The organism is Microbacterium sp. Root280D1 (assembly GCF_001428975.1).
GTDB lineage: Bacteria > Actinomycetota > Actinomycetes > Actinomycetales > Microbacteriaceae > Microbacterium.
The window spans coordinates 754550-780203 of sequence record NZ_LMJK01000001.1; the positions used below are offsets into that span (position 1 = coordinate 754550).

Below are 25654 nucleotides of genomic sequence, written 5' to 3' on the forward strand. Positions count from 1 at the left end.
GGGTCAGATGAGTCCGGCCGTCGTGACGCCGAGCGGCAGCAGCAGAGCGAGTGCGATGACCTCGACCGTGTCGCCCAGCCTCGTGAGCCGCAGACGCGCTTTCGGCGTGAGCAGCGTGAGACCGACCAGGATCACGGTGGCCACGACCAGGATGAGAAGCATCCAGGTGCGGACGTCGGGCAGAGCGAGTGCCACCGTCACACCGGTGACGGCGAGCCCGATCGCGCCGATGGCCATGAGGACGAGCACGCCGAGGCGCGCGTGGATCTGACGCGACTGGAACATCATGCCCACGAACGCGAGCACGCAGAGCAGAGCGCCGAAGACGCCGCTCCCGGCGACCAGAGGGGTCGCGATCAGCGCCGCGAGGCCCAGCGCAGCGCGCAGTGCGATGAGAGTGCGTGTCCCCGCGGCGGCGCGGCGCTTGACCTCGTCGGCATCGATGGGCTCGGGTGCGGCGAACATGTCGGCGTCGCTCTGAGGGGAGATGACTCTGATGCGCGTCGAGCTGAGAGCGAGCCACGGGATGCCGTTCGCGAGCAGTGCGGTCGTGGCGAGCATGATCGCGTAGGGAGCGAGCGCATCGCCGAAGATCGCGGCGGTCGTCGCGGTGATGCCGATCGAAGCGCCGAGCGCGATCGGCACGAGATGGATCTCGGGCTTCTCCTGGGTGACGGCGAGGCCGAGGCCGCCGACGATGACGAGACCCAGTCCCATGGCCGCGAGCGGCCAGCCCCAGATGCTCTGCACGGGAACGGCGAGGAAACCCGCGAGCCCTCCGTAGGCCGCGGCGGTGAGTCCCAGGGCGTGTCCGGCTTCCGGCTGACGGAGACGCATGAGCACGGCGGCCGCGACGCTGAGGACGATGGCTCCCGAGCCCGCGATGATCGCGGGCAGGAGGGACGTCGGCGGTGTGGCGACGAGCAGCAGTGCGCAGAGGGCGAGGAAGGTGAGGCTGACGAAGAGCGCCGTGCGCGAGCTGTCCGCGGGCGTCCAGGAGCCGTGCTGCTCTGCCGTCGCATCGATCACCGCTTCGACGACGTCGTCGTAGACGCGCGGCTCCTGCATGAGGCCGCCGCGGACGAGAGTGAGCAGCTCTCCGTCGTGCACCCCCTGCGCCGCCGCGCCGCGTGCCGGGTCCAGGGGTGTGCCATCGGCTCGCTGCAACGAGTAGCCGCCGTGGGTGAGGGTCGGGTCGAGCACGCCGAGACTCCGGGCGAACCCGGGGATGATCTCGACCAGCGGGACCTGCGACGGCACGCCGACGTCGAGCCGACGGTCGTCGCTGACGACGGAAAGCCGCAGCACGGTGCCTGCCGTTGCGCTGCTCTGAGTCATGGAACGATGCCCCCTCCATGGTGTGCAGCCGGGCGGGAGGAGACCCGTGGCTGCGCATTCCGCCTTTCACCCTAGTTGAGGCGTGCGACAACGCACAGTCGCAGGATGCGACGTTTCTCCATCGACTGCACGATCTCCCAGAGGATGCTGTGCGTTCTGGTGATCGGAGGCAGGACCTCTCGAGCCTCTACGCGATACTCGAAGCGCGGGGGAACCAGTGCGCTGATCGTGTGCCCGTGACAGGGCGCGGAACTGAGCATCTTCGATTTTCTCCATCGACTGCAGGATCTCCGCTCGGATGCATCATGAAATCTGGCGATTCGTTCCGATGTGTTCTAGCCTGTGTCGTGAAACAGATTCGTGGGGGGTTGTTTCGTTGTCGTCCCAAGACTGGGATGCGCTCCCCCGCACGTGTGTCCCATGTGGACCGGAGGGAGTGAGTTATGGCTGATGTCATCTCCGCAGAAGAAGGGGCTCTGCGTCGCGGAGCCCAGGCGGTGCGGGAGACCAAGTCCGGGATCGACCAGCAGACCAAGAAGGTCCGCGGTGAGATCGAGCAGCTGCGTGGTTTCTGGACCGGTGCGGCTGCTGTGTCGTTCACGACGCTGATGTCGCGCTGGGACGAGCAGGCGCGTCAGCTGAACGAGGTCCTCGTGACGCTCGAGGATGCTCTTGCGGGCACCGAGCGTGACCAGGCTGCGACCGAAGAAGCTCACCAGCAGACCATCTCGGGCCTCGGCTCGATGATGGGCGCCTGAGCGTAGACCACAGAGATTTCAAGGAGAACATGATGCAGTCGATGTCAGTTCGCCCGGAGCAGGTCAACGCTCTGGCAGCGCAGATCCGCAGCGGGTCGCAGGGTATTCGTTCCGAGCTGGACCGTCTCGAGTCCGAGGTCAGCAAGCTCCGTGCGGCGTGGGATGGTTCCGCGCAGCAGGCGTATGACCAGGCTCAGGCCAAGTGGAACCGTTCGCTGAGCGAGATGCAGCAGCTTCTCACGCAGATCGCGGGCAAGACCGAGGAGATCTCGGGCCAGTACGTCCAGACCGACAAGTCGGCCGCTGGGCGTTTCGGGGCCTGATCCGTGGCGCGGGCCCGACGCAGCGATGCGCCGGGCCCGCGCCGTCTACTGTGCTGTTCGGCGATCGAGTCGGAGGGCGCAGCAGATGTTTCGGAATCATCTGCCGTTGTGAAGGGGAGGGTCGTCGATGAGCATCGCAATCGACTTCGATGGAGTGTTTGCTGAGCTGAAGCGGATCCTGCGTGAGCTGCAGGAGTTCCCCAGCCCGTCTGAGGTGGCGGTCTCCGAGGGAGGGTCGTCGAAGGCCACCGTCGACTTCCGGCGGGCCGTGGCCGATGCCGCGCAGTCGATGGGAGACGCCACGGCGCGGACCATCGCCAAGATCCAGGACACTCACGACGTGATTCGCGCCGCCGTGATGCAGATCGCCGAGCAGGACGCGTCGCTCGCCGACGAGACGAAGCTGATCGTGTCGCTGCTGGACTCGGCCGTCGCCCAGGGCGACGGCGACACCGCGACATCGACAGGCGCTGGGACCGGCGCGACGGGTGGGGGCTCAGCCGGAGTCCAGGCATCTGCACCGACGTCTACGGGTGCCGATGAGCCCGAAGAGGCCGACTACTGATGAGACGCACTCGCCGCGGAGTGATCGCGGCGGTCGGCGCTATGGCGCTGGCCGCCGCGATCGCCGTGCCCTCGAGCGCGACAGCGGCCGCCGCGTCGGGTCTGTGGTGGTTCGATCGCGGCAAGGTCCAAGAGGCGCACGATGCGGGCTTCGACGGGGCGGGAATCAAGATCGCCGTGATCGACAGTCAGATCAACCCCGACGTGGTCGGGCTCCGCGGGGCGAACGTCACCGTCGATGACTCCTCGTACTGCTTCGACGCGACCGGCCAGCCGTATCCGGCGGTCTCTGCCGAGTACGGCAAGTCCTCTCACGGCACCCAGGTGGTCTCGATGATCGCCGGAACCGGCGAGGCTCCGGCCGGGGGCGCCCCGGTCAAGGGTGTGGCGCCGGGGGCAGAGGTGGTCTTCTACAGCACCGGCGTCCTCGACGGCGTCATCGGCGAAGACGGCGGCGATGCGGAGTGCCTCCAGGAGAACGGCGAGGAGCTGGGCGACGACGGTCGTTTCGCTCTCGACCGCGCGATCTCGGACGCCGCGGCAGATGGCGCCGACATCATCTCGATCTCCTCCGGAAGCAGCATCAACATGCGGCAGGGTCTCGCCGACGCCTATGCCTCCGACGCGGTCGTCGTCGCCGGCATGTCGAACGAGGACGGGATCAGCCTGTGGCCCGCGGGGCTCAACGGAGTCGTCGCGGTGCAGGCCTTCGGTGAGGACGGCAAGATCCAGACCGGAACGAACGGCAAGCCGAACCTGGCGGAGGACGTCGTCGTCGCCGCACCCGGGGTCGGGCTCCTCCTGCAGGGGACCCCGGATTCCTGGGACGCCCAGCAGATCGGGTCGGGAACGTCGTTCTCGACGCCTATCGTCGCGGGCTTCCTCGCGATGGTCAAGCAGAAGTACCCGGATGCGACAGCAGGGCAGCTGATCCAGAGCCTGATCCACAACACGGGCACCAAGGGCGAGCACGAGCCGGAGTGGAACGACAGCACCGGGTATGGAGCGGCCTCCCTCACCGGGATGCTCGCGGTCGACCCGTCGAAATATCCTGACGTGAATCCGCTCTTCGACACCGAGGACACGTACGCGCAGCCGTCTCTCGGCGACGTGAACGAGGCGAAGGCGGCGCTCGGAGGCGGCGCGCAGACACCCGTCCCGACGGACGCGCCGGTCGCCGAGCAACCCGATCAGCAGGCATCGCCGATCACTCCCTGGCTCATCGGCGGAGGGATCGTCCTCCTGCTGCTGGTGATCGGCGGGATCATCCTCGCGATCGTACTGACACGCTCCTCACGACGAGACACCACCGAACAAGGGGGAAACCATGGCCGGTAAGCAGATGGGCCCGGGCGGGTACGAGGCGGAACTGAACCGCATCCGGCAGCTCGACGACTCGATCATCCCGCGGCTCTCGGCCGTGACGAATGCGTTCACCTCACTGGAGCGAGCGCTCTCGGCCGTGCGCCTCTCCGAGTTCTGGGAGGGCGAGTCCGCCAAGGGGGCGACCGCTGACATCGACGAGATCCGGTCGAAGGTGTCGGCCATTCTCAGACTCGTCGAGGCCGTGGACTCCGCGGTCGTCGAAGGCAACTCGGCTCGACGCGAGATCGCGGCCGCCGAACTCCCGTCGGCATCGATCGACCCCTTCTGGGCGAACGCTGCCAAGGGCGCGTCCTTGGTGGTGCACCCGGTCCTCGGTCCGCTCGCGGCGGACAAGGCTCTGGACGCCATCGGCGACTTCCTCGGCAACCAGCGGGAGGATGCCGCGCGCGAGGTCGTTCAGAAGGTCGAGGCGTCGCTGACGGAGCCGACGAACAAGCTGGCTCAGGCGGCCCGCGCGATGAACGAGGTCGACTACCGGTCGTCGAAGGCCCCGTCCGGTTCTGACGAGCCGATCCCGGGCGCGGAGATCGACGCCCCGAGGATCGGATCCCCGGGGATCGGCGGCGGCCCGTCCGGGTACACGCCCGGTGGCGGTGGATACCAGACCGGTGGCGGTGGAGGAGGGGTCGGCGAGTATGTCCCGCCGACGCCGACGGACCCGACGGTCCCCGAGTACCTGCCTGACCCCACCTATCCGACGATTCCCGATGGTCCCGGAGACTGGGAGTACGACCCCGACGGACCGGGAGGCCCCGGTGATACCGGCGGCGATGACCCGACGGTCGACTTCCCCGGCGGCGGCGTGCTGCCGGGAGGCACCGGCGGCGGCGGTTCAGGAAATGGAGGCGGGTATCCGCTGCACCCCGGTTCGACGCTCCCCGGCGGAGTCATCGGTGGGGGCAGCGGCATCGGCGGCATCGTGGGCGGCGGCGCAGGAGCCGCTGCCATCGCTGCGGGATCCAAGATCGCCGGTATCGGCAGCATGGGCACCCTCGGCGGATCCGCACTCGGAGGCTCGTCCGGCGCCGGCCAGAGAGGCACTGGCGGCCTGCTGGGCAAGTCCGCCGTCGGCGGAGTGGGTGCGCGCGGCGCGGGTGGATTCGGCTCAGGTGTCGGTGGCGCTGGCGGCGTCGGTGGCGCTGGCGGTGTCGGCGGAGCAGGCGGTGCGGCGGGCTCGTCCGGCGCAGCAGGCTCCGGCATGCGTCCGGGTATGGGAATGATGGGCGGCGCGGGAGGCGCCGACGAGGAGGAGAAGGCCAAGCGCTCCGGTCTCGGTGGTCCGATCGCTCCCAAGCTCGAAGACGACGAGGAGCGCGGTCCGCGTGCCAAGGGCGCCCAGGCGGGCTCCCGCGACGAGCACGCGGACTGATCAGGATCACCGCGGCGGGCGTGGACGGCGGATGCCGTCCACGACCCGCACGCGTGCATGGTCGGTGGTCGGTCACGCCGCGGAGTGAGCAGCCGCACACGGTCGATAGGGTTCAGGTATGTCAGTCGAAACGGTAGAACGGCGTCGGATCGTTCTTCAGAGCGAGGACCGTCGTTTCGACCTCTCGCTTCCCTTCGACGAGACCCTCGATGACGCGCTCGTCCTCAGCGGACTGTCGACGGCCGATCGCTTCGCGACGATCGGTCCCGGCGGATTCGAGATCCCCGGCGACACCGAATGCGAGGACCTCATCGACGGAGGCCTCTACGCGCTGATCGACCGCACGGCACTCGCGCCGCAGGCGCGAGCCACGGGCGCGCCGGAGCGGCCTTCGCGCGCGGACCACGGCGCCCGATGGTGGATGCTCGGCGTCAGCGGACTGCTGCTCGTCGCGGTCTTCGCCCAGGGGGCCGGAGATCCGCTGCTCAGGCTCCTGATCGGTCTCCTCCTCGTGGTCGGCGCCGTGAGCGGTGCCGTCGCATGGTCGCGCCGGGACTCCGCAGCGGGGGTGCGCGGCATCCTCGGCGTCCTCGCGCCTGTCCTCCTGTCGTTCTCGGCCGGAGCGCTCCTGATCCCGGCTCAGCTCGACGCGAGTGCGCACCTCTCCGCCGCATCCGGGTTCCTCGCCGCGGGCATCACCACTTCGGTCATCGCCGTCTCTGCCCGAGCCCGTCCGATGCGCGCGGCCGCCGGAACGGCGACGGTGCTCCTCGTGGGTCTCGCGGCGGTCTGGGGGCTCTCGCTGCTGCTGCGATGGGGCCCCGCCGAGGCCGCAGCCATCTCTCTCGGACTCGTGCCGCTCGGGCTGCGCGCACTGCCCAGCAGCCTGGTGAACCTCCCGGAGGGGTACTTCATCGACTACAAGCACTTCATGACCAGCCGGTGGACGGTTCGAGGAGCGATCCCGGAGTCGGTCGGGCTGCTGCGGCCCGAGCGCATCATCGCCGTCGTCGATGACTCCTCGGCCCGGCTCATCGCCGGAACAGCAGTGCTCAGCGTCGTCGCCGCGCTCATGGCTCCTCTCGCCTTCCTGCGCCCGTGGCCGGACGACCCCTTCGTGATCTCGGGTGGCATCGCACTCCTCGTCTGCGTCGCGCTCGCACTCCTCCTGACCCCTCGGCACACGACGTCGCGCATCCTCCGCTGGCTCCCGCGTGCGGCGGCGGCGGTCGTGTCCGTGGTCGCCGGGTTGCAGGCGGCCGCAGCGCTGGGCTCCGGCTTCCAGGTGCTCGGCGCCGCCGTGCTGTTCGCGGTGGGCCTCGCGGCGGTCGCCGTGATCATCCCCGTCTCTCGCGGTGCGAGCTCGCTCATCTGGTCGCGCTTCGGTGACGCCTTCGAATGGCTCGCCGTCGCCCTCGCCCTTCCCGCCGCGCTGCTCTACGCGAATGTGCTGTCCCTCGTTCGTGGAATGATGGCCGGATGAGCGGGAACGGTGAACCACAGTCCTGGCCGGGCGGTGGAGCGATCCCACCCGTCCAGCCCGGACCCGGCCAGCTCGGGGAGGTCCCGGCGCTCCCGCCGGCGCTGATCGCCGCGGCCCCCGGTGTCGACGGCGCGCCCCTCCGGTCCGCATCCGCGCCTCCCAGCCCCACTCCGATCGTCTCGACACGCGCCAGGACGAGACGACCCGAAGACGGGCTCGGTCCGGCTTTCGTCGGCTCGCCCGCGGGGACCGGGGCGCGGATCGCCGCCTTCACGCTCGACAGCGCCGCCGTCATCCTCGCCGCGTCCATCGTCCTCATCACCACTCGCAGCATGCTGCTGGCCGGCCTCACGGTCGCCGAGCTCGCCATCTTCCTGTGCGTGCTCGAAGCGCGCACAGGACTCACCCTGGGCAACGCCGTGCTGCGTCTGCGCGCGTCTCGCGGCGACCGGCCGTACTCGCCCGGCGTGGGGCGCCAGTTCGTGCGGGGGATCATCACCGGCGCCGGCTTCCTCGTCGCGGTCGGCAGCTGGGTCGTCGTCGCCTCGAGCGCATGGGACCGTGGCGGACGTCGTCAATCGTGGGCCGATCGCGTGGCCGGCACGGTCGTCGTCGCCGTCCCGCCGCGGGCGCCCGCCGATGCGCCGCAGGAGGCGACGGTCGCCGAGGTCGCCACTCCGCTCGCTCCTCCGCAGGTCGTGCCTCTCGGTGCCCATCCGTCCGTCGTCGACGAGGACTCCGAGCCCACCGACGCCCGCGCGGCCTCGCACCGCACCGAGAAGCCCGCCCCCGCGGCCCAGGGTGACGACAAGCCGCTCTTCACGGTCGCCCCGGCGGCTGCGCAGCATTCCGATGCTCCGACTCCGGCATCCGAGTCCGGGGCGTTGCTCCTGATCTTCGACACCGGCCAGCGCGTGCAGCTGGGGCTCCCTCTGGCGGCGAACATCGGTCGCGCGCCGGTGGCGAGTGTGCACGACGATCGGCTGGTGACCGTGACCGACCCCGACTCCTCGGTGTCGAAGACGCACCTCCGGCTCGAGCACTCGCGCGGCAGAACCTGGGTGACCGATTTCGGCTCCACCAACGGGTCCGACATCCGATCCGACGACGGGCAGACGACCGAGCTCGTCGCCGGCGAGCGCGTTCTGCTCGACGATGCCGACCGGGTGCGCATCGGCAATCGGAGCTTCACCATCAGCCTCCTGCTGGCCACCGACAGCAGCGCCGGAGAGAGAGCATGACAGGACCCCGTCTCGCGCCGCCCCGAGTCCCCTCCGGAAAGCTCCCCGTCCAGGCGCCGCCCGAGCTGCAGCCCAATGACGGCGGTATGGGAATCCTCGGATCCCTCCTGCCGATGCTGGGCAGCGTGGGCGCGATCGTCATGGTCACGATGTCGAACCAGTCGGTGACCGGACTGCTCACCGGCGGGATGTTCCTGCTGTCGTCGCTCGGCTTCGTGGCGGTGAACGGATGGCGTCAGCGATCCCAGCGGCAGGCCGCGACGCTCGGCTCGCGCCGTGAGTATCTCGCCTACCTGACCGAGCTGCGTCAGACCGTGCGGGTCGCGGCTCGCCAGCAGCGCCGTGCCGCGAACTGGCACCTCCCCGCACCGTCGGCGCTGCCGTACATCGCGGAAGAGCGCACCAGGGTGTGGGAACGCGGGATGAACGACCCCGACTTCCTCACGGTGCGTGTCGGCACGAGCGACCAGCCGCTGTGCATCTCGCTCGAGGCACCGGAGCTGCCGCCGCTCGCCCAGCTCGACCCGGTCGCCGCCTCTGCCGCGCACCGCTTCATGCTGACGCACGAGATCCAGAAGAACCTCTCGCTCGGCATCACGCTGCGCGACTACGCCCGTGTCGAGATCACGGGAGACGAGACCGAGTCCCGCGGCCTCGCGCGCGCCATCCTGCTGCACCTCGCGACGATGCACGATCCCGACACGGTGCAGGTCGTCATCGCGGCGGACGCGGCGGTGCTCCCGCAGTGGGAGTGGGCGAAGTGGATGCCGCACACGCACTCGCGCACGGTCAGGGACGGGCTCGGCGCTGCGCGCATGATCGGATCTCAGCTGTCGGAGCTCGAGGAGATGCTTCCGGCCGAGGTCAGGGAGCGGTCGCGTTTCGCGCGTGACGGATCCGGTGCCAAGGTGCCGCACATCGTCATCCTGACCGATGGGGTCAGCACCTCCTTCAACGACGCGCTCGTCAGCGGCGACGGCGTGCAGGGTGTGACAGTGATCGACCTCCCCTCACGGTGGGGCGATCTCGACGATCCGAACGCCCTGCGCATCGCGTTCGAGCCGGGGGACAAGGGTCGCCGAGCCGAGCTGGTCAGCCTGCAGGTTCCCGCGCGTCCGTTCGAAGCAGACTCGATCAGCATCGTCGAGGCCGAGGCGACAGCGCGTCGACTCATCGCCCTCTACGCGGGTGGCACGACCATCGCGAAGAAGAAGAGCGCGACGGATCAGGCGGAGCTCGTCGAGCTGCTCGGCCTTCCCGACGTCCGCGATCTCGATCTCGATGCCGCGTGGGCTCCGCGTCTCGAGCGCGACCGTCTCCGGGTGCCCATCGGGCAGACCGAAGACGGCAGCCCTCTGATCCTCGACATCAAGGAATCGGCCCAGCAGGGCATGGGCCCGCACGGCCTCATCATCGGTGCGACGGGTTCGGGCAAGTCCGAGGTCCTCCGCACGCTCGTGCTCGCGCTGGCGATGACGCATTCTCCCGAGCAGCTCAACTTCGTGCTGGTCGACTTCAAGGGTGGTGCCACCTTCGCCGGTATGGCGGACATGCCCCACGTCTCGGCGATCATCACTAACCTCGGCGAGGAGATCTCGCTCGTCGATCGTATGCAGGATGCGCTGCAGGGCGAGATGGTCCGCCGTCAGGAGCTGCTGCGGGCGACGGGGCCCTTCGCCAACGTCGCAGACTACGAGAAGGCCCGCCGTGGCGGACGCACGGACCTCGCTCCGCTTCCCGCTCTGCTCATCGTCGCCGACGAGTTCTCGGAGCTGCTGTCGGCGAAGCCGGAGTTCGTCGACACGTTCGTCAACATCGGTCGCCTCGGACGTTCGCTCCAGGTGCACCTGCTGCTCTCCTCGCAGCGCCTGGAGGAGGGCAAGCTGCGCGGTCTCGACACGCACCTGTCGTACCGGATCGGCCTCCGCACGTTCTCGGCCGCCGAGTCGCGCACCGTGCTCGGAGTTCCTGACGCGTACCACCTGCCCACTCAGCCCGGTGCCGGAATCCTGAAGTCCGACACCGAGACGATGACGCAGTTCCGCGCCGCCTATGTTTCCGGGCCCCCGCCCCGCCGTCGGCGCCGCGCGGCATCGGGCTCTGCGCAGAGCACCGGGTCGACAGCGGTCGAGCTCTTCACCGCAGCACCCGTGTGGCGGGCCGAGACGCCCGTCGACGAGCCTGAGGTCGTCGTCGACGCCGAGCCCGAAGAGAAGCGCAACACGTTCGAGATCGCCGTCGAGACGATGAGTGGCCGAGGACCGGCCGCCCATCAGGTGTGGCTCCCGCCGCTCGAGACGCCCGCGACGCTCGACCAGCTGTTCGGCGACCTCGTCGAAGACCCCGCCCTCGGTCTCATCTCCCCGCGCTGGCGGGGCGCCGGCGCACTCACCGTGCCGCTGGGAATCGTCGACGTGCCGCTCGAACAGCGACGCGAGAACCTCGCGATCTCGCTCGGAGGGGCGGCCGGTCACATGGCGATCGTGGGTGCTCCGCTCAGCGGCAAGAGCACCCTCGCCCGCACCACGTTGGTCGCACTGGCGCTCACGCACACTCCGCAGGAGGTGCAGTTCTTCGTCATCGACTTCGGCGGCGGCAGCTTCACCGGCCTGCAGCGGTTCACGCACATCAGCGGGGTGGCCACGCGTTCGGAACCCGACATCGTGCGTCGCACGGTGGCCGAGGTCACGGGCCTGCTCAACGCCCGCGAGGTGTACTTCCGTCAGAACGGCATCGACTCGATCGACACCTATCGCCAGCGCCGCGCCCAGGGCCTCGCCGACGACGGCTACGGCGACATCTTCCTCCTGGTCGACGGCTGGGGAACCCTGCGTGCCGAGTTCGAGATGCTCGAACCGCAGATCCAGGCGATCGCCGCGCGCGGTCTCACCTACGGTGTGCACATCGTCATCACGGCGTCGCGCTGGATGGAGGTCCGAGCCAACATCAAGGACCTCATCGGCACCCGCATCGAGCTGCGCCTCGGCGATCCGACCGACTCCGAGGTCAACCGCAAGGCCGCCGAGAACGTCACGTCGATCCCGGGCCGCGGACTCAACGAGAACGGCCTGCAGATGCTGACCGCACTGCCGCGCATCGACGGTGTCGATGACGCCTCCTCGCTGGCCGACGGCATCGACGACCTGGTCACCCGGGTGGCATCAGCGTGGCACGGCCCCGCGGGTCCGAAGCTTCGTCTGCTGCCGTCGCGCATCAGCCACGCCGATCTGCGAGCGGTCGCCGCCGCCGCTTCGACCGACGGCTCGGAACCCCGCGAGATCCTGCTGGGAATCGACGAGGCCAACCTGGCCCCGTTCTCGATCGATCCGCTCGAAGAGCCTCTGCTCTATCTCTACGGCGACGCCGACTCGGGCAAGTCGTCGATGCTCCGTGGCGTCGTGCATGAGATCACGCGTCTCTACGGCCCGACGGAGGCGAAGATCTTCGTCGTCGACTATCGCCGAGCACTGCTGGGCGAGATCCCGCAGGAGTATCTCGGCGCCTACCTCACGTCGCACGAGATGACCGAGGGCGGGATGAGCGAGCTCGCGCAGTTCTTCCAGAGCCGCATCCCCGGCGCCGATGTCACGCCCGACCAGCTGCGCTCCCGGTCGTGGTGGAAGGGCGCCGAAGGTTTCGTGCTGATCGACGACTACGACCTCGTGGCGACGTCGCAGGGCAATCCGGTCGCTGTGCTCGCACCTCTGCTCGCGCAGGCCGCCGACCTCGGGCTCCACGTGATCCTCACGCGTCGCACCGGCGGAGCCAGCCGCGCGGCCTACGATCCGATCATCCAGCGGATGACCGACCTGGGTGCCACCGGCATCCTGCTCTCGGGAAACCCCGAGGAGGGTCAGCTGATCGGCAAGGTCAAGGCGATCCCGGCCATTCCGGGGCGTGCCCAGATCGTCAGCCGAGACCGCGGGCTGGTCGCCGCCCAGCTGCTGTGGGTGCCGCCGAGCTACCAGTAGGACCGAGAGAGAGGCCGTCATGACCTTCGAACCCCTAACGCCGTCTCAGCCGATGGTGCCGCCCGTGCTGTATCTGCCGTTGAGCGTGACGTCGACTCCGGAGGCGCAGCTCGTCGAGATCAGGGAGTTGAAGGACGGGCGACTCGCTCTCCTCGCATACACGGCGCTCGACCGGCTGCTGACGCTTGCGGGCGAACGGCAGCCGTGGATCCTGGTGCGCACCGAGGACCTCGCGGAGATCAAACGCGCGCAGCCGTACGACGTCGTGATCTTCGATCTCGATGTGCCCGCGTCGTATCGACGGGACGGGGCGATCGCATGACTCGCATCGCGATGGACCCGGAGGTCATGGCCGTCCACGCGAGCATGCATGAGGAGGCCGTGGAGGCGATCGAAGGCAAGCTCGCCGCCATTCCGACCGCCGTCGACGGTGGCCTCGCTTCCGATGCGGTGGCGGCGATCATGATGCGGGTCGGTGACGGCGTCGACGCGCTGTACCGGATCAACGGCACGCTCGGAGAGATCGTCCGTGCCATCGCACAGGATTCCGCGACGAACGAGCAGGACGTGATCGATCAGCTCACCCCGGTCGCGACGATCGTCGAGGACCTCTGATGACGATCGACACGACCACCCATGGTGACGCCGCGCAGGTGCGGGCGGCTGCGGAGTGGCTCGATCCCGGTCTGAAAGACGCGGCCGACGGTTCGTCCCGCACGACGAGCTTCATCCCCACGGGCGTGCGATCGCACTGGTACGGCGAATCGGCTGACGACTACGTCACCATCCTGTCGCGGACCACGGACGCGGCGGACGAGATCGCAGGGTTGGCGCGCGACGCGGCGGAGAAGCTGCGCTCGTACGCCGGCCAGTTGGAGCGGATGAAGGAGGACTTCGCCGCGCATCGGGAGAAGGCCCGCGGCGAGGGGCTCCCCGTGAACGGAATGGTGATCGGTCGGCCGGTCTCCCTGATTCCCGTGTGTCCTGCGACGCGCGACGATCCGTACTGGGATGAGTGGCAGCAGCACCTCGACCGCATCGACCTGTACAACAAGATCGCCGAGGACGTCGGTTCGTGGTGGGGCGAGCTCGAAGTCTGGATCAGCGAGAATCTCGACGGCTTCCTCGATGGGCTCCCGACGCAGTCCACCGCACAGAAGATCCTCGCCGGGCTCCACGAGGCGGGCGGTGAGGCTCCGAAGATCTACCTGGAAGGGCAGGCGCTCGCGTGGAAGACGACGGCGACCGACCTTGTCTCCCATGCGGAGGATCTCCGCCTCGGGGCCTCCGACTTCGTGCGCGAGCTGCGGTCCGGGAACCCGGCTGTGAAGGCGGCTGCTGAGGCGGCCAACCCCGGCGGAATGCGCTGGGCGGCGGACGAGGCGGAAGACCTCGCTCGGCGACTCTCCCGAGCGGGCAAGGCGCTGCCGGTCGTGGGTTGGGGCATCGACATCTGGAACCTGGGTTCCGACATGTCCACAGGTGACGACCCCTCCTCCACTGCTGTGGAGATCGGCGGCGGTGTCATCGGCGGCATCGCTGCCACCGCCGGCGTCGCGGCTCTCGCCGCGGCGGGCGTGATCACTCTGCCGGTCTGGGGCACTGCGGTCGTCGTCGGCGGGGCTGCGGTGGCAGTGGGCGCCGGCGCTGTCTGGGCGTACGAGAGCTGGGTGCCGCAGGACGTGCGGGAGTCCATCGATGCAGGGATGGAGAACGCATGGGACGCGACCACGGACTTCGCCGAGGACGCGTGGGAGAACACCACCGATTTCGTCGGCGACGTCGGTGACGGCGTCGGGAAGGCGTGGAAGGGTCTGTTCGGGTGATGGGGCAGGAGAAGACCGCGGAGACCGTCTGGGTTCCCGGCCATGCCGGATGGCAGGGCCAGAAGGGGTCGACGACGGGGCTGGTGGTGCTCGGCGTCGTGCTCACGGCAGCAGTCGTCTTCTATGCGGTCACACTGCTGGCTGACCCCGCCCCGGCCATGAAGCTCCTCGGATCGGGGGTCGTGCTGGCGGTCGGCGTCGCGGCGTGGCTGTTGACCGCTCATCTCCGGATCGAACGAGTGAGGGTCGTACGGGTTGCGGTCGACGGATCGACGGTCGTGTTCGGCGGTGCGGCGGAGGTCGTCTGGCCGCTGCGCGCGTTCGTCGCAGCCGGAGCGCTGCTCCTCGCCGGATGGGCGTGGAGCATCTTCACCGTTCCTGCCGAACGGATGACGATACTGACTCTGCTGGGCGTGCCGGTGATCGGGCTGATCCTGCTCACCGTCGGCGTGCGCTCGTGGTTCCGTCCTCTCGACGGCCATCGCCTCACCCTGCGTCGTGACGGGGTCGAGCTGCGGATTCCACGCAACCGCGTGAATGCGGCCTGGGATGAGATCTCGGCTGCATCGTTGGAGGGCGATCGCGTGGTCGTCCGGACGACGACGACGCGTCCATCCTCGTGGGCGACGCGCGATCTCGCGAGTGATCCGGTGATCCTCGCGGAACTCGTCTCCTTCTACGGGAAACGCCCCGAGGCCCGCGCCGAGATCGGAGCGGGAACTCTCGCTCGACTTCGCTCGGGAGACTTCTGAGCGCGAGACATGTGAACCCGCGAGCTCAGCGCGTGGCGTCGGCCAGATGACGCGCGTCGTGACTCAGCACCTTGACGATGATGCCGTGGCGACGCAGCTCCTTGGCGGTACGCGCGCCCTCTTCGGAGTCGCGGCCGAGAGCGTTGATGTTCGCCACGACCAGGACGTCACCGGGCTTCAGCGTGCTGATCAATCGCGACAGCCGATCGCTCCAGCTCTCGAGGATGTCGGGAGCGGGGTGCCGGAATCCTTCGATCGGCACCCCAAAACGCGTGAGATCGTCGCGCTGCTCGACCACCGAGGGCATGCCCTCGCGGGAGACCACGAGCCCGACCAGACGTGAACCGTCCGGGCGTGCGAGCCAGAAGTCGCGATTCTGCTGCAGTTCTGTGAAGCACTTGGGGCACTCCGCAGCCGCGTGCGGCAGATGCAGCGGGCTCGTCAGGGCCTCGTCGACGGATGCCGTCGCCTTCATGGGATCGATCGTCTCGCTCATCGCGCACCTCCGGCATCCATTCTGCCCTGCGCGGAGCCGGAGCGGTGACCTTTCAGAGCATCCCGAGGGCTGTGACCGCGTCCCGTTCCTCGACGAGCTCGGCCACCGAGGCATCGATGCGCGTGCGGGCCCACTCGCTGACCTCGAGCCCCTCGACGATCTGCCATTCTCCGTCGACCGACCGCACGGGGAACGACGAGATCAGGCCGGCGGGCACGCCGTACTCGCCATGCGAGACCACGCCGGCCGAGGTCCAGTCGTCGGTGCCGCGCACCCAGTCGCGCACATGCTCGATCGTGGCGTTCGCGGCGGAGGCGACGGACGATGAGCCGCGCACCTCGATGATCTCGGCACCTCGCTTCGCGACCCGGGGGATGAAGGTCTGCTCGAGCCACGTGGGCACATCGCCGACGATGGCCTCGAGCGCATCCGCGACGGGCCTGCCGCCGACGGTCGCGTGCGAGACGTCGGGGAACTGCGTCGCGGAGTGATTGCCCCAGATCGGCACACGTCGCACGGTGTCGACCGGCACGGCGAGCGTCTGCGCCAGCTGGGCTCTGGCGCGATTCTCGTCGAGCCGGGTGAGCGCCGCGAATCGCTCGGCCGGAACGCCGTCCGCCGAGGCCGACGCGATCAGCGCGTTCGTGTTCGCCGGGTTGCCGACCACCGTGACCCGCACGCCATCCGCGGCATGGGCGGCGATAGCGGCACCCTGGGGACCGAAGATGCCGGCGTTGGCCGCGAGCAGGTCTCCGCGCTCCATGCCCGGCCCGCGCGGTCTCGCGCCGACGAGCAGAGCGATATCGCACCCGTCGAAGCCGACGGCCGGGTCGTCCGTGACCTCGACGTGCTCGAGCAGTCCGAAGGCGCCGTCCTGCAGTTCGAGGGCCGCACCCTCGGCGGCGCCGAGCCCCTGAGGGATCTCCAGCAGCCGCAGCCGTACCTTCTCGTCGGGGCCCAGCAGGTCTCCCGCGGCGATCCTGAAGAGCAGTGCGTAGCCGATCTGTCCGCCCGCACCCGTGAGCGTGATGGTGGTCGTCATGCCTCGAGCCTACGACGGTGCGAGCCCGTGGTGCAGAGTACCCTCGTGGCATGACCTTCAACCCTGACGCAGACGTCTCCGGCAACACGGCCCGCCGACGTGGCCGTGGTGCCGTCGTAGCCGGAGCGGGCGGCGTCGGCCTGCTCGGCATCATCGCCCTGATCGCCGGACCCCTGCTCGGCATCGATCTGACCGGCCTCCTGGGCGGCGGCACGACCGGTGGCGGGACGGAGCCGCAGGGTGGCAGTGTGATCGAGAACTGCCAGACCGGCGAGGATGCCAACGAGAACGTCGACTGCCGTGTCGCCGCATCCCAGCTCGCGCTCGACGGCTACTGGGAGGACTACATCGATCCGTATCGGCCGCCGCAGCTGATCGTGGTCGATGGAGCGACCTCGACCGCCTGCGGCACCGCGTCGAACGCGGTCGGTCCCTTCTACTGCCCGCCGGATGAGACGGTCTACATCGACCCCACGTTCTTCGATCTGATGGAGCAGCAGTTCGGAGCATCCGCCGGCAACCTCGCCCAGCTGTACATCGTCGGGCACGAGTGGGGACACCACATCCAGTACATCACCGGCGTCATGGACAGGTACCCGAACAACGGCACGGGGCCGGACAGCAACGGCGTGCGCGTCGAGCTGCAGGCCGACTGCTATGCGGGTGCGTGGATCGGGCAGATGACGAAGGAGAAGGACCCCGACGGGGTTCCTTACCTCCTGCCGCCGACCGAGGCGGAGCTCGAGGACGCCCTTAACGCCGCGAACACCGTCGGCGACGACAACATCCAGCAGCAGTCGTCCGGCACCGTCAATCCCGAGAGCTTCACGCACGGCACGAGTGTGCAGCGCAAGGCCTGGTTCGCCCAGGGATACACCAACGGTCTGGACGTCTGTGAGCAGCCGCTGACCGTGTCCGGCGGAGAGCTGTAGGCAGGCGCGATGGACCTGGACGCGCTGTACCCGCCCATCGAGCCCCATGAGACGGGCGAGCTGCTCGTCGGTGACGGACACCGCATGTACTGGGAGGTCAGCGGGAACCCCGAGGGCAAGCCCGTGGTCTTCCTCCACGGCGGACCGGGCAGTGGCACCTCGCCCTGGCAGCGACGATTCTTCGACCCGGAGGTCTACCGCATCGTGCTGCTCGACCAGAGGGGCTGCGGGCGCAGCACCCCGCACGCGAGTGCGCCGGACGCCGACCTCCGCTTCGTCACCACCGCGCACCTGATCGCCGACATCGAGCTGCTGCGCAAGAACCTCGGCGTCGAGCAGTGGCAGGTGTTCGGGGGATCGTGGGGTAGCGCGCTCGCACTCGCCTATGCGCAGGCTCATCCGGATGCCGTCAGCGAGCTGATCCTGCGAGGCATCTTCACCCTTCGGCGCGCAGAGCTCGAATGGTTCTACGAGGGCGGGGCCGCCGCGCTGTTCCCCGACCTGTGGGAGGAGTTCATCGCTCCGATTCCGGTGCTCGAGCGCTCGCACATGATCGAGGCCTACCACCGGCGTCTGTTCGACGCCGACCCTGCGGTGCATGGTCCGGCGGCGGTGGCCTGGTCACGGTGGGAGGCGTCGACCGTGACCCTTCGCCCGGACGCCGCGCAGATCGAGGCGATGTCAGACCCGGACACGGCTATCGCCTTCGCCCGGATCGAGAATCACTTCTTCGTGAATCGCGGATGGTGGAGCGAGGGTCAGCTGATCGACGGTGTCGACGGCATCCGCCATATCCCGACGGTCATCGTGCAGGGACGCCACGACGTGTGCACGCCGATGATGACGGCGTGGGATCTGCACGTGGCCTGGCCGGAGGCGGAGTTCGTCGTGGTCGACGACGCGGGTCACTCGGCGACGGAGCCCGGCATCCAGCGAGCGCTGCGTGCAGCGACCGACCGCTTCTCGGCCTGACGGCTCGCGGCCGCAGGGAGTGCGTCAGGCGCGCAGAGCCGCAGTCAGCGTCTTCACCAGCCGGATCAGACCGCCGTCGGCGCGGAATCGCGTGAGCCCTTCGCTGACCGTCGCCCCCGTACGCGCGGAGACGAACCACGGCGGCTTCGGGAGGATGCTGAGGCGTCCGCCGCCATTCGCCACCGGGAGCGACCGGGGGAAGGGACGGAACGGTCCGCGGATCACCGAGCGCTCGACGCGGTCGAGCAGGAGCGCGTTGTGGACCACTCCGATGCCGCTGCCGACGTCGGCGATCGTGCTGCCGGGGAATGCTCCCCAGGTCATCGTCGGGGTGATGAAGCCGAAGGCGGTCCAGCCGTTGATCGCGATAGACCCGTAGCTCAGGGCGGCGATGGCACGGTCGAATCCGGCGCCGAGGGCCTTCTCAGTCGACGGCTCGATGAGCAGGTTCGCCCCGAGGGTCCCCTGCAGCCGGTCATTCGCATAGGCCACCGCCGAGTCGAGGAACTCCTGACCGGTTCCGGTGAGCGAGACGACGCCCAGCACCGGGGCGAAGTACTCGGTGCTCTGCAGCGCCGTGGCGTCGTCGCCCTCGGAGACCTCGACCAGCACCCTGTCGCCGAGCACGAGGGCATCGGGGTACGCGTCGGTCGCGAGGTGCATCCGCGAGGGGGAGCCCGGGTACCAGATCGGTCGTTCCGGAGCGTTCGCATAGGCGCGGCGGAGGGCCGCCCGGAAGTCATCGGCCTGCGCCCAGTCGGAGGACATGATGACGACCTGTCCGGCGATGCAGTTGTGGCCGCTGTTCTGCAGGCGCATGGTGGCGACGTGCTCGGCCTGGTACGTGAGATCGGCATCGGTCCACTCGCCCGGCACGATGATGATGGGCGATACTCCGCCGAGCTCGGCGGTGATGGGCTTCTTCAGCAGCGGGCGGTCCTCACGGCGTCGCCGGGTGGCGGCAGCTCCGGTGCCCCACACGATCGTGTCGAAGGTCGCGGCCGATCCGGTGATGTGCACGTGCGCGAGGCCGGAATGGCCGGTGAGGTAGGTGCCGACCTCGGGCCCGCCACGGGTGATGCGCAGCAGTCCTGGGCCGATGAGCGGTGCGAGCGCCCGCTTGTAGACGGGCACCAGCGCATCCTGGGTCGGATTGACCTTGAGCAGCGCCGTGCGATTGTGCGCGAGCAGTTCGTAGAGCACGTCGAGCACGGGGATGGAGGTGATGTTGCCGGCGCCGAGCACGAGCCCCACGCCCCCCGATTCCGAGGGCGTGCGCTGGGCCAGTCCGGCCGCGGCGCGTGCGCCGTTCGGGGTCACCCCGGGTTCGAGCCAGACCTCGCCCGTGTAGCCCGAGAGCAGGAACCGATCGAGGCCCGTGAGAGGGAAGGCATGCACGCGGGTGCGTCCACCCGGGGCGCGGTCGATCGTGATCCCGTCGAGCGGATTGGTGCCGTGCGCGAGGCGCGCGAGGGTCTCGATGTAGGCGTCGAGGGCGCCGAGAACGCTGTAGGGACCGCTGAGCCATTCCTCGCCACGCAGCGGATGCCGGGCGTCGAGGCCCTTCGAGGCGGCTGCGGTGTGCGCCCAGTCCTCAGCAGCGGCGGCGACGCTCGAGCGGACGGCCCGCAGGAGCGTGACCCGCTGAGCCAGCGTCAGCGCTGCCCAGGTTCGGGTGCCGGCGTGCAGGTCCTCGATCGCGGTGTCGAGGCGAGTGCGCTCGGCCTCACCCAGCTCGGGGCTCGCCGTCGAAGCGGCGGGCGTTGTCGCAGAAGTCATCGGCGTCTCCTTCGGACGGGATCCCAGCTTATGTCGCGTACTCCGGTCGGGTGTCGATGTCGGCGCGACGCAGACGGTAGCGGCGGAGCGTCAGCAGGCTCGCTGCCATCAGGAACGAGGGGAGGATGCTGAACGCGAGCACGATGCCCGTGATCGCGGCATCCGGTTGTGAGGCTGTGGCACCTGCGATGCTCGACACGTAGCCCGTCGCGGCGAGGGTGAGGGACACAGCGCTCGCTCCGAGCGCGAACCCGATGGTCTCTCCCGCCGTCCACACTCCCGTGAAGGTGCCCGCCTGCCCGCGCCCGCTGTGCCGCTCATCGTGCGAGATCACGTCGGGGAGCATCGCCATGGGCAGCGACTGCAGTCCGGCGTAGGCGATGCCCGCCACCGCGATCGAGCCGTACATCCATGCTCCCGGCGTCCAGACCGCGACGACGAGCGATGCGGCGGCGGTCAGGAAGATTCCGCTCGCGATCGCGAACGCCCGCTCCTTGCCCAGGCGTCGCGCCACGATCGTCCAGCCGGGCGTCGCCACCAGGGCGGGGCCGACGAGCGCCAGGAAGACCAGCGTGACGGCGTCCTCCGAGCGCAGCACCCAGGTGGCCACGTACTGCGCGCCGGCGAGCATCGTGCCGGTGGCGAGAGCCTGCAGCAGGAACGTGCCGAGCAGTGCGCGGAAGGGCTGGCTGCGACGCAACGTGTGCAGGCCCGCAGCGTACTGCTCACGCAGGCCCACGGGGGCGAGGGCCTTCGGTCGGTCAGCCGCGGCCATGCTCCGCGCGGCCGCATCGGCTGTCCGCGATGCGATGAGCATGCCGATGCCGATGACCACACCGGCGACCACGCCCATCAGCAGGTATCCCGTGACGGGGTCGGCGGTCGCCCGTCTCAACTCGGGTCCACCGGCGCCGAAGAGCAGGATGGATGCGGTGAGCACGACCACGCGCCACCCGAGCAGGCGGGTGCGCTCGTCGTACCCTGAGGTCAGCTCGGCGGGCAGCGCGACGTAAGGCACCTGGAACAGGCTGAATGACGTCGCGGTGGCGAGGAACGCGAGCAGCACGCACACCGCGCCGGCGAGGGGCCCCCACGCCGGCGGCACCGCGAAGGTCAACGCGAAGAACACGGGGAGCGTCAGAGCGCCGACGACCATGAGTCCGCGACGCGAACCGGTCTTCGCGTACTGGCGGTCCGAGGCTGCGCCGATCAGGGGGTCGATGACGACGTCCCAGATCTTCGCCGCGGTCACGATGAGACCGGCCGCGAGTGCGGCGACGCCGAGATTGTCGGTCAGGAAGTACGTCAGCACGAGCCCGGGCAGCGTGGCATAGCCGCCTGTGCCGAGCGAGCCGATCGCGTACAGGGCGACCGTGCGAACGGGCAGGCGGACGGACGCCCGTTCGGGCCGAGCCGCGGTGCTCATCGCGCCAGTGTATCGGTGCGCGACGAGGCCGCTTCAGGTCAGATCAGGGAGAGTTCGCGGAGCTTCGACTCGACGTCCGCGTTCGACGGCTCGACGTGGTGCGAGGAGTCGGGGTAGACCACGACGGGGATGTTCGTGCGACCGGAGATCTCCTTCGCGACGTCGGCCGCGGAGGGGTCGGCGACGAGGTCGACATAGGTGTACTCCACGCCGAGGGAGTCGAGCTGCTTCTTGGTGCGGATGCAGTCGCGGCACCAATCGGCACCGAACATCGTGATGGCGGAGTCTGCAGGAGAAGTCATGTATCCAGCGTAGAGCCGCTCGGCTGGGCAGGCGCCGAGACGGCGGATGCGGCGATGCGACTGATCCGCCATTGATAGATAAGGGTACCCTTACCTATACTCGGGCGTATGAACAGCGCATGCGAGCACCTCGAGGATCCGGACTGGGAGAACATCGAGGGAGTCGTGCTGATCGCGGGTGATTCGACCGATGCCGGGGCCATCGCTGCCATCGCCGCTCGCATGCCGTGGGATGCCGAGGGGGTCATCCTCATCGAGGCGGCCGCTCGCATCCAGTTCCGCCACATCGACGTGCCCGAGGGAGTGTCCGTGCGGTGGCTGCTGCGCGGTGACGGTGCCCGTCAGCATGCGAAAGGCGAGCGCCTCGCGAACGCGGTGCACTCCTGGTGCGTCGAGTGGACGTGCGCGGAGCCGGCGCTGCAATGGACGGTCTGGCTCGGTGCGCACACGCCGCCGCACGTCGCACGGATGGCGCGCAGCCTGCTCGGCGTCGCGAACTGACTGACGGCAGGGTCCGGCCCGGGCCCGCCCCGCCGTCAGTCAGGGGCAGTCAGCGCGTCGCGAGCGCAGGAGCGCCGCCGACGGTCGCGCCTGCGCTGATCGCATCGAGCGCACGACGCAGCGACGAGCTCGACGTGTGCGCGGTGTACGGGAAGTACACGACCTCGACGCCGACCTCCCCGAACTCCCTCTCGAGCCGCAGGCCCTTCTCGGTGCCCCGCCAGTCGTCGCCCTTGAAGAAGTGCGTGAACTGCACGTCTCGCCACGAATCCATCTTCGACGGCGTGGTCTCGACGTACACATCATCGACGAACGAGATGTGACGGACGATCTCCGCCCGCTCAACGGTCGGGATGACGGGCTCGATGCCCTTCACCTGCCGCAGCATCTCATCGCTGACGACACCGGCGACGAGAATGTCGCAGTGCTGCTTGGCGTGACGAAGAAGGTTGAGATGCCCGACGTGAAACAGGTCGAAAGCACCCACGGCATAGCCGATGCGCGTCCCCATGATCTCCCCAGATCAGTATTTCCCCAGAGGCGGATCCCCATCCGCCCAGCGACTCCCACAGCCGCATCCCGTCACTCTAGCAGGTCGCGGTTTCCCGACGCATAGGAACACATGGAACTATGGAGTCCGCAGTGATGCCGGCACAGGCGAAGGGGGCGGACAGTGGGGACAGCGGTCACCGTCATCGTGCCGACCTTCAACGAACGCGACAACGTCGCTGAACTGGTGGCCCGCACCGCGCTCGCGCTCGCCGCGTACGACGCCGAGATCCTGTTCGTCGACGACAGCACAGACAGCACGGCCGCCGAGGTCGAGCGGGTGGCAGCCGATGCTCCGCTGCCCGTGCGCGTGATCCACCGGGCCGACAACACCGGTGGGCTCGGGGGAGCGGTCGTCGTCGGGCTGGAGGCCGCACAGCACGATCTCTGCATCGTCATGGACGGCGACCTGCAGCATCCGCCCGAGCTGCTTCCCGTTCTTCTGGGAAGGCACGGCGAAGGCGGCGCCGATCTCGTCGCCGCCTCGAGATACATCGGCGGCGGCGACACGAGCGGCTTGGGAACGGCGGTCCGCTTCGGTGTCTCCAGGGCGGCCACCTGGCTGACACGGGCGATGTTCCCGATCCGTCTCGCCCGCAGCACCGATCCGATGACCGGGTTCTTCCTCGTCGACCGGTCGCGTCTGGACCTGGCCGCCCTCAAGCCGCAGGGATTCAAGATCCTCCTCGAGATCCTCGCTCGCACGGACCTCCGCATCGCCGAGGTGCCGATGGAGTTCGGCGAGCGTCGTCACGGGACCTCCAAGGCGAGCCTGCGTCAGGGGGCGACCTTCGTGGCGCACCTGGCCAGACTCCGATTCGGCAAGATGTCGCTCTTCGCGATCATCGGAGTGATCGGCGCGGCCGCGAACCTGGGGATCATGTGGCTGCTCACCGCCGCAGGTGTTCCTTATATATGGGCCGCGATCATCGGCGCCGAGGTCACGATCATCGGCAACTTCCTCCTGCAGGAGCGGTTCGTCTTCGCAGACATGCGCACGGACGCACGCGGACTGGGCGGCCGATTCGCCGCGTCGTTCACCTTCAACAACGTCGAAGCCGCACTGCGGATCCCCGTGATGGCGCTCATGGTCGAGACCTGGCATATCTCCAGCGTGCTCGCGACGGGGCTGTCGCTCATCGTCGCCTTCTTCGCGCGATTCCTCTTCCACTCCCTCGTGGTCTACGCGCCGCAGCGGCGGGCGAAGGAGGCGACGCAGGACGGGGAGCCGAAGCCGGACACGGCGACGCTGCGCATCATACGGGCGATCGATGCCGAGGCGATGAAGCCCGGCGAGCTCTGAGCCGAAGAGCGTACGACCGGGGCCGCCGGTGCTGCGGCTGGCCGCGCTCCGACGCCGGGATCGAGCGACGTCGATGGCGTGCGAGGATGTCAGGCGGGGAGGCGACATGAAGCGCAAGGCACTGGGGGCCGTGATCGCGCAGGCGGCGCAGGCGGGTATCGGTCTGCTCCTGCAGATCCTCGTCGCCCGAATGCTCGGCATCGAGGAGTACGGCCGATTCGCGATCCTGTACGGTGTGGTGATCGTCGCCACCGCTGTCGTCACCGGCCTCGTCGGCGACTCCCTCGTGGTGCTCGACCGCTCGCAGCGCCCGATCAGGGCAGGCCTCGAGACGATGCTGCTCGCATCATCCGCGGTGCTGGCGGTCGGCTCCTTCCTGATCGCCTGGCTCACCGGATTCTCTGACGCAGCGGAATCGGCGCTGTTCGCACTTGCCCTCGCCGCGTTCGCGGTCGAGGAGATCGTCCGGCGGACGCTGATCGCGCATCTGTTGTTCATCCGCACCGCGATCACCGACGTCGCAGGATTCGTCGTCGCGCTCGCCATCATCCTCACGGTGCATGTCACGGGCACCCTGACACTCGCCGCCTTCCTCGGCGGCATCGCCGCGGGACAGATCGTCGCGACGTTCGTCGGCTGGTTCCTGTCACCTCGGAGCGACAGGCGTCTCGTGGGCCTCCGTGGTGCGGACATGGCCGCGGTCTGGCGGTACGGAATGTGGCGTGGGCTTCAGCAGGTGCTGCGCCCGAGCCTGTTCACCGTGCTGCGTCTGCTGGTGCTCGCCGGCGCCGGGCTCACCGCCGTCGGTCTGCTCGAGGCCGCTCGCACCTACACCTCTCCGCTGATCCTCGTGATAGGCGGGCTCTCGTCCTTCCTCTTCGTGCGCTTCGCCGACCAGCACAAGGCAGGCGGAAGCGGATCCGTACGCGAGGCCGACCGTGTCGTGGTCTTCCTGCTCGCAGGCACGGTGGTGATGAGCGCGATCGCCGTGGTGCTCATCCCGTGGGTGAGTCCGCTCCTGTTCGATGTCGAGGTCGACCCGCTTGCTGTGATCGCATGGCTGGCCTACGGAATGTCCGTCGCTGTCGTGACCCCGTACGGGGCGTTGGGGGCGGTCGCCGGTCGCCAGGTAGCGGTATTCGTGATCCGTCTCTCCGACACGATCCTCGCGATCGTGGCCGCGATCGTGATGATCGCGCTGGGTGCGCAACCGTCGACGCTGCCGTTCGCGCTCGCCGTCGCATCACTGCTCGGGGGTCTGGGCCTGCGTTGGCTGGTCGTCGCGGGTCGTGGCCCCGGCAGCCCGCGTGGTGACAGAGCACAGGACCGTGAATGATAGGT

At 69.0% G+C, this 25654-nt stretch carries 24 protein-coding genes; 17 read left to right on the forward strand and 7 right to left on the reverse strand.

Features of this window, described 5'->3' with window-relative positions; genetic code table 11:
• Positions 1 to 3: 3 nt before the first annotated feature.
• The gene (eccD, locus tag ASE34_RS03690) at positions 4 to 1338 is read right to left on the reverse strand and encodes a type VII secretion integral membrane protein EccD (protein ID WP_056276643.1); all 1335 of its coding nucleotides are present in this window, start codon (positions 1336 to 1338) and stop codon (positions 4 to 6) included.
• Between the two features lie 443 nt (positions 1339 to 1781).
• On the opposite strand from eccD, the gene ASE34_RS03700 reads away from it, so the two are divergent.
• The 12 genes from ASE34_RS03700 to ASE34_RS03755 all read left to right on the forward strand — a co-directional run bounded on the left by ASE34_RS03700 (position 1782) and on the right by ASE34_RS03755 (position 15011).
• Positions 1782 to 2096: a WXG100 family type VII secretion target gene (locus tag ASE34_RS03700; RefSeq protein ID WP_053098670.1), complete on the forward strand. Its 315-nt coding sequence runs from the start codon at positions 1782 to 1784 to the stop codon at positions 2094 to 2096.
• Positions 2097 to 2137: 41 nt separating this feature from the next.
• On the forward strand, positions 2138 to 2419 hold the full coding sequence (locus ASE34_RS03705) for a WXG100 family type VII secretion target (protein WP_082298072.1): 282 nt from the start codon (positions 2138 to 2140) through the stop codon (positions 2417 to 2419).
• A gap of 127 nt (positions 2420 to 2546) precedes the next feature.
• Entirely contained in the window at positions 2547 to 2984 is a 438-nt protein-coding gene (locus tag ASE34_RS03710; protein WP_053098672.1) for a hypothetical protein, read from the forward strand.
• A complete protein-coding gene (locus ASE34_RS03715) occupies positions 2984 to 4321 on the forward strand; it encodes a S8 family peptidase (protein WP_082586491.1) in 1338 nt (445 codons plus the stop codon). The genes ASE34_RS03710 and ASE34_RS03715 overlap by 1 nt, the downstream gene beginning before the upstream one ends.
• Entirely contained in the window at positions 4311 to 5738 is a 1428-nt protein-coding gene (locus ASE34_RS03720) for a hypothetical protein (RefSeq protein ID WP_056276654.1), read from the forward strand. Before ASE34_RS03715 ends, ASE34_RS03720 begins: the two co-directional genes overlap by 11 nt.
• Before the next feature lie 118 nt (positions 5739 to 5856).
• Positions 5857 to 7221 carry a hypothetical protein gene (locus ASE34_RS17735; RefSeq protein WP_053098675.1) on the forward strand — a complete coding sequence of 455 codons (1365 nt, stop codon included), beginning with the start codon at positions 5857 to 5859 and terminating at the stop codon, positions 7219 to 7221.
• On the forward strand, positions 7218 to 8462 hold the full coding sequence (locus ASE34_RS03730) for an FHA domain-containing protein (protein WP_053098676.1): 1245 nt from the start codon (positions 7218 to 7220) through the stop codon (positions 8460 to 8462). Before ASE34_RS17735 ends, ASE34_RS03730 begins: the two co-directional genes overlap by 4 nt.
• Positions 8459 to 12433, forward strand: coding sequence for a type VII secretion protein EccCa (gene eccCa, locus ASE34_RS03735; protein ID WP_056276657.1), 3975 nt, complete (start codon positions 8459 to 8461; stop codon positions 12431 to 12433). The genes ASE34_RS03730 and eccCa overlap by 4 nt, the downstream gene beginning before the upstream one ends.
• A 19-nt stretch (positions 12434 to 12452) precedes the next feature.
• Entirely contained in the window at positions 12453 to 12755 is a 303-nt protein-coding gene (locus tag ASE34_RS03740) for an SAV_915 family protein (RefSeq protein WP_053098678.1), read from the forward strand.
• Complete coding sequence (locus ASE34_RS03745; protein ID WP_053098679.1) at positions 12752 to 13048, forward strand: hypothetical protein; 297 nt, start codon at positions 12752 to 12754, stop codon at positions 13046 to 13048. Before ASE34_RS03740 ends, ASE34_RS03745 begins: the two co-directional genes overlap by 4 nt.
• Positions 13048 to 14259 (forward strand): hypothetical protein, encoded by a 1212-nt coding sequence (locus ASE34_RS03750; protein ID WP_056276658.1) that lies wholly within the window; start codon positions 13048 to 13050, stop codon positions 14257 to 14259. Before ASE34_RS03745 ends, ASE34_RS03750 begins: the two co-directional genes overlap by 1 nt.
• Positions 14259 to 15011, forward strand: coding sequence for a hypothetical protein (locus tag ASE34_RS03755; protein WP_056276661.1), 753 nt, complete (start codon positions 14259 to 14261; stop codon positions 15009 to 15011). The genes ASE34_RS03750 and ASE34_RS03755 overlap by 1 nt, the downstream gene beginning before the upstream one ends.
• Positions 15012 to 15036: 25 nt before the next feature.
• Here ASE34_RS03755 and ASE34_RS03760 read toward each other — a convergent pair whose 3' ends face one another.
• Positions 15037 to 15507, reverse strand: coding sequence for a recombinase family protein (locus ASE34_RS03760; protein ID WP_056276664.1), 471 nt, complete (start codon positions 15505 to 15507; stop codon positions 15037 to 15039).
• A gap of 52 nt (positions 15508 to 15559) precedes the next feature.
• Positions 15560 to 16549 carry a malate dehydrogenase gene (locus ASE34_RS03765; protein WP_056276666.1) on the reverse strand — a complete coding sequence of 330 codons (990 nt, stop codon included), beginning with the start codon at positions 16547 to 16549 and terminating at the stop codon, positions 15560 to 15562.
• Between the two features lie 50 nt (positions 16550 to 16599).
• On the opposite strand from ASE34_RS03765, the gene ASE34_RS03770 reads away from it, so the two are divergent.
• A complete protein-coding gene (locus ASE34_RS03770) occupies positions 16600 to 17481 on the forward strand; it encodes a neutral zinc metallopeptidase (protein WP_056276671.1) in 882 nt (293 codons plus the stop codon).
• Positions 17482 to 17490: 9 nt separating this feature from the next.
• On the forward strand, positions 17491 to 18453 hold the full coding sequence (pip, locus tag ASE34_RS03775; RefSeq protein ID WP_171821979.1) for a prolyl aminopeptidase: 963 nt from the start codon (positions 17491 to 17493) through the stop codon (positions 18451 to 18453).
• A 24-nt stretch (positions 18454 to 18477) separates the two neighbouring features.
• On the opposite strand, the gene ASE34_RS03780 is transcribed toward pip, so the two are convergent.
• From ASE34_RS03780 to ASE34_RS03790, 3 genes are read right to left on the reverse strand one after another with little or no spacing between them, the layout of a single operon-like run.
• Positions 18478 to 20232 carry an aldehyde dehydrogenase family protein gene (locus ASE34_RS03780; RefSeq protein WP_056276672.1) on the reverse strand — a complete coding sequence of 585 codons (1755 nt, stop codon included), beginning with the start codon at positions 20230 to 20232 and terminating at the stop codon, positions 18478 to 18480.
• A gap of 28 nt (positions 20233 to 20260) precedes the next feature.
• A complete protein-coding gene (locus tag ASE34_RS03785; RefSeq protein ID WP_056276675.1) occupies positions 20261 to 21658 on the reverse strand; it encodes an MFS transporter in 1398 nt (465 codons plus the stop codon).
• Between the two features lie 38 nt (positions 21659 to 21696).
• Positions 21697 to 21960, reverse strand: coding sequence for a glutaredoxin family protein (locus ASE34_RS03790; protein WP_053098687.1), 264 nt, complete (start codon positions 21958 to 21960; stop codon positions 21697 to 21699).
• 108 nt (positions 21961 to 22068) lie between these two features.
• Between ASE34_RS03790 and ASE34_RS03795 the strand changes: the two genes are divergently transcribed.
• Positions 22069 to 22461 carry an SIP domain-containing protein gene (locus ASE34_RS03795; RefSeq protein ID WP_056276678.1) on the forward strand — a complete coding sequence of 131 codons (393 nt, stop codon included), beginning with the start codon at positions 22069 to 22071 and terminating at the stop codon, positions 22459 to 22461.
• Positions 22462 to 22510: 49 nt separating this feature from the next.
• Here the strand turns inward: ASE34_RS03795 and ASE34_RS03800 are convergent, their stop codons facing one another.
• Positions 22511 to 22972: an adenylyltransferase/cytidyltransferase family protein gene (locus tag ASE34_RS03800; protein ID WP_053098689.1), complete on the reverse strand. Its 462-nt coding sequence runs from the start codon at positions 22970 to 22972 to the stop codon at positions 22511 to 22513.
• A 162-nt stretch (positions 22973 to 23134) separates the two neighbouring features.
• Between ASE34_RS03800 and ASE34_RS03805 the strand changes: the two genes are divergently transcribed.
• Entirely contained in the window at positions 23135 to 24313 is a 1179-nt protein-coding gene (locus tag ASE34_RS03805) for a glycosyltransferase (RefSeq protein WP_056276680.1), read from the forward strand.
• Positions 24314 to 24419: 106 nt separating this feature from the next.
• Positions 24420 to 25649, forward strand: coding sequence for a lipopolysaccharide biosynthesis protein (locus ASE34_RS03810; protein WP_056276683.1), 1230 nt, complete (start codon positions 24420 to 24422; stop codon positions 25647 to 25649).
• Positions 25650 to 25654 lie beyond the last annotated feature (5 nt).